At 59.0% G+C, this 3,970-nt stretch carries 3 protein-coding genes; all 3 read right to left on the bottom strand.

What is annotated here, in order from left to right; all coding sequences use genetic code 11:
• Positions 1-12: 12 nt before the first annotated feature.
• Positions 13-966 carry a thiamine pyrophosphate-binding protein gene (locus tag JCM25156_RS10515; protein ID WP_025813052.1) on the bottom strand — a complete coding sequence of 318 codons (954 nt, stop codon included), beginning with the start codon at positions 964-966 and terminating at the stop codon, positions 13-15.
• Between the two features lie 51 nt (positions 967-1,017).
• Positions 1,018-2,358: a B12-binding domain-containing radical SAM protein gene (locus JCM25156_RS10510; protein ID WP_025813051.1), complete on the bottom strand. Its 1,341-nt coding sequence runs from the start codon at positions 2,356-2,358 to the stop codon at positions 1,018-1,020.
• Between the two features lie 646 nt (positions 2,359-3,004).
• Positions 3,005-3,895 carry a pyruvate, water dikinase regulatory protein gene (locus JCM25156_RS10505; protein ID WP_025813050.1) on the bottom strand — a complete coding sequence of 297 codons (891 nt, stop codon included), beginning with the start codon at positions 3,893-3,895 and terminating at the stop codon, positions 3,005-3,007.
• Positions 3,896-3,970 lie beyond the last annotated feature (75 nt).

Below are 3,970 nucleotides of genomic sequence, written 5' to 3'. Positions count from 1 at the left end.
GGTCGGCGGCGGTTATGCCTGAATGTTTTCCCCATCACAGGTCAGGCTGAAGGGCTGCACATCCACCAGCGCGCCGGGGCGGATCCGTTGCGAGAAATAACCGGATGTGGAGTCCACGAACCTGACACCCAGCCCGATCACGCAATCCGACGCATGCACATGGTCCGCCACCCCGGCGGCCGACGCCATGCCCCCGTACTGCCCCAGCCACAGGGGGCCGGATTCCGCCAGCAGCGTGCGCCCGGTGGACAGCGCGGCATAGGGAATATCGTAGCGTTCACAAAGCCGCCGCACCTGCGCCTGCAAGTCGTACTGCCGCACCATGGCATCGACCAGCACGACCGGGCGGGCTGCCTGCGCAATCCGCCGCGTCAGGCATGTTGCGGCTTTTTCCAGCAGCGCGGGGTCCGACGCCTGCGATGGGGGAACGGGTGGCGGCGTCTCGATTTCAACGTAACAGATATCGGACGGGAACTGGATGTAAACCGGGCGTCTGGCCACCCGCACCGCGTGCAGCACCCGATCCGTTTCCGCCACGGCGCTGGCGGGGTGCAGGCGGGTGGTGGCGGCGGTAAACTGCCGGTAGCAGGTCATGACATTGTCATAATCGCCATCGGCCAGCGTGTGATGCACCAGCGCGCGCGACTGCACGGCATGAAGCGGCGGCATGCCGGAAATCACCACGACCGGCACACCCTCGGCACAGGCCCCCGCCACGGCGGACAGGGCCGACAGGTCGCCCACGCCATAGGTCACCAGCACCGCCCCGATCCCGCTCAGCCGTGCATCGCCATCCGCCGCGTAGGCGGCATTGAGTTCGTTGCACGCGCCGATAAAGCAGATGCCCGGCGTGCGTTCGATCAGTTCAAGGAATTCAAGATTATAGTCACCCGGAACGCCGTAAATGCGCGAGACACCACACTGCCGGAGCCGCTCAAGCAGCATGGCGCCAATTGAATCGCGCATGTCGGTTCCCCTGTCTATTTTCCATCCGGGCCGCGAACGGCCCGGTGGATATCAATAGATATCAAAGTCATTGTTACCGGTGGAAGAAAAGGCCATGCGCCGTTCCGTCATGTTCAGAATCCATGTCGCCATTTCCGAGCGCGTGCGCGGGAAAGGCAGGCGGTGCACCATGGAGCGCATGCTGTAGAACCGGCGATACATGCCCTGGATACGCTCTTCCATCTGCCCCGGCGTGCAGTTCTTGGGGAAGATATGGCAGACCTGCCCCGGCCAGCGGTCAATATCATCGGGGTCGATGATCCGGCCCGCCTTCTTCATCCGCTCGAACAGGGCGGTGCCCTTGGTGGGCGTCAGGATATTGAAATAGGCGGCGGGCACCTTGTGCGCCTCAAGGAAAGTGAGGGTCGCGTCATAGACATCCGGATGCTCATTATCGAAACCGAAAATGAAATTGAGCGAGTAGCTGATGTCGCGCTTGCGCAGGTTCTCGAACATCTCGCCATAGCGGCTGGCCTTGTTCCAGCCCTTCTTCATGTCCTGAAGCATCTCGGCGTCGATGCTTTCAATGCCGATATTGACATGCATCACGCCGCTGCGCCGCGCGAGATCCAGGAATTCGGTATCAAGGCACAGATTGGATGACCACAGCGTGGACCAGCGGATCTTGAGCGGCACCAGCCCTTCCATCAGTTCCATCGCGCGGCTTTTCTTGCCGCCGAAATTACTCTCCCCAAAGAAGAAGTGGCTGCTCTTGTTCTTGATCCGCTCCAGTTCACTGACCATCTGGTCCACCGGACGCCAGCGGAAACGGCCACCCAGATAGAACCGCTCGGAACAGAAATCACATACGAACGGGCACCCGCGCGAAGACTGCACGGCGAATGTGCGGAAAGGCCCGAATTTTTTCAGATCCAGCAGGTCGTAGCGGGGCGGCGGCAGGTTGTTGAGTTCCTTGAGCGGCGCCGCGCGATAGATCTTCTGCAACCTGCCGGCCGCGGCGTCTTCCAGCATGGTGCGCCAGATGGGTTCGGCCTCGCCCACGCCAACCGCATCGCAATGTTCGGCGGCTTCATCGGCATAGAAGAACACATGCGGCCCCCCCATGATCACCTTGACGCCACGCCTGCGGAATTCGGCGGCAATATCGTACGCGCGCGGCGAATGCAGCGTCCACGCACTCAGGGCGACGACATCAACCGGCGTATCAAAGTCGATATCCTCGAGCTGCTCATCCAGCAGCGTGACGGTCCATTCGGGCGGGGTCAGCGCAGCAAGATACGGCAGGGCGAGGGGCACCATCTGTCGTCGTCTGGTTTTGAAAATGGTCCTGTCGGTCTTGGACCGGTAATGCGAAGGCTGGATGATCAGCAGCTTGAGATCTGTCTTGGACATGCTTCAGCTCTATAGACCCGACTGTGGAAAAATACATGGGATAAGTAACACTTTGTTATATCGTACGGTTTTTGTCCCACTTGTCCACTCCCGGGAGGTGAAGCCCCTTCCGACGGCAGTCCTTCGTATAATTTTCAGAATGACTTATATCGAAAATTTTTATCATTATTTATTTAATATGGCTGTTTTTTATTATTTAATTAGCCATTATTTACTGATCGCAATCATGTACAAGGGAATATAGATCAATAAGGCACATATCTGATTTAAGCCCGCTGCATACCTTCTGCATGTCCGTCAATGCCGAAACCCGGAGTCATGCACGCCCTCCCCTATCCGACTCAGCGGGTGTCACGCCCGTGATGCCGGTGGGTGCCCTTCCATTGTCCGGGCCGTGCCGGGACAGGGAACATGATGAAGGACTGACGCCCCCCCTGTGCCCAGTCCCGTACTGTCACGCCCCATCAGCCCTTGCGCGCATAGGGGTCAATATGCCGGAAGCTTTCAGGATGCTGTTTGGAAACAGATGTTCATGGGGCCGCCTTTTTTCAACATGACGGCGTTTCCCGAAGCTTTTTGAAAAAAGCTTCACCAAAAACTTTCTTATTGTTTCCTGATGCGGTTTTGCTGCCCGCCTCAGGCCGCCTTACGTGTCATGTTCCGGCAGTTTATGGCCCGCACCGTTATGCTCAAGTATGTCGATAATGGCCGCCGCCGTTTCTTCCACCGAGCGATGGGTCACATTGATGACCGGCCATTTATGCCGCGCGCACAACCGTCGCGCCCAGTGCAGTTCCTCATGCACGCTTTCGGGATCAATATACGGCTTGACCGAGGTTTCGGACATGCCGGGCGTCGCCATGGACCGCCCCGGCAGCATCATGCCCACGCGGGAACGGCGGATTTCCAGCAATGTATGCGGGTCAATGGTAAGACCCACCACAAGGCCGGGAAAATCCTCCAGCCCGACAGGTAACGGGGCATGTGGCACCAGCGGGATATTGGCGGCCCGAATGCCGCGATTGGCCAGATAGAAGCAGGTGGGTGTCTTGGATGTGCGCGACACCCCCACCAGAATGACATCCGCTTTTGTCAGATCCGTCGCCTTCTGGCCGTCATCATGCGCGATGACGTACTGCATCGCATCAATACGCCGCCGATAGGTATTATCCATGACATACTGGCCGCCCGGATGGCGCTCCGCCACGATCCCGGTCTGCTGTTCCAGAAAATGGATCGTGCCATCGAGAATGTTCTTGACCTGCACCCCCACCCGTCCACATCCCTCACGCAACATGGCCTGAAGGTCGGGGGAAGTCAGTGAGGAAAGCACCGGCCCCGGTTCCGCCCTGATCCCGGCCAGCACACGACCCACCTGCATGCGGGTCCGGATCAGGTTCCAGTTGCGCGGCGAAAATTCGGTATCCTGAAACTGGGCGCCACAGGCGCGCATGACCGCCTCCAGCGCCTGCCCCGTCGCCTCGGACACCAGATGCAGGATGATCGGTTCTGCGTCACTCATGGTAATGCCTGACATGAAAACGCCCTGTCATGATGACAGGGCGCCATTATTTACAGTGTTGGTTTGCCCACGGCTTCAGGCCGGGGAGCC

The organism is Komagataeibacter kakiaceti JCM 25156 (assembly GCF_000613305.1).
The sequence above is the reverse complement of the archived record's forward strand: the minus strand, read 5'-3'. Positions and strand labels throughout refer to the sequence as shown.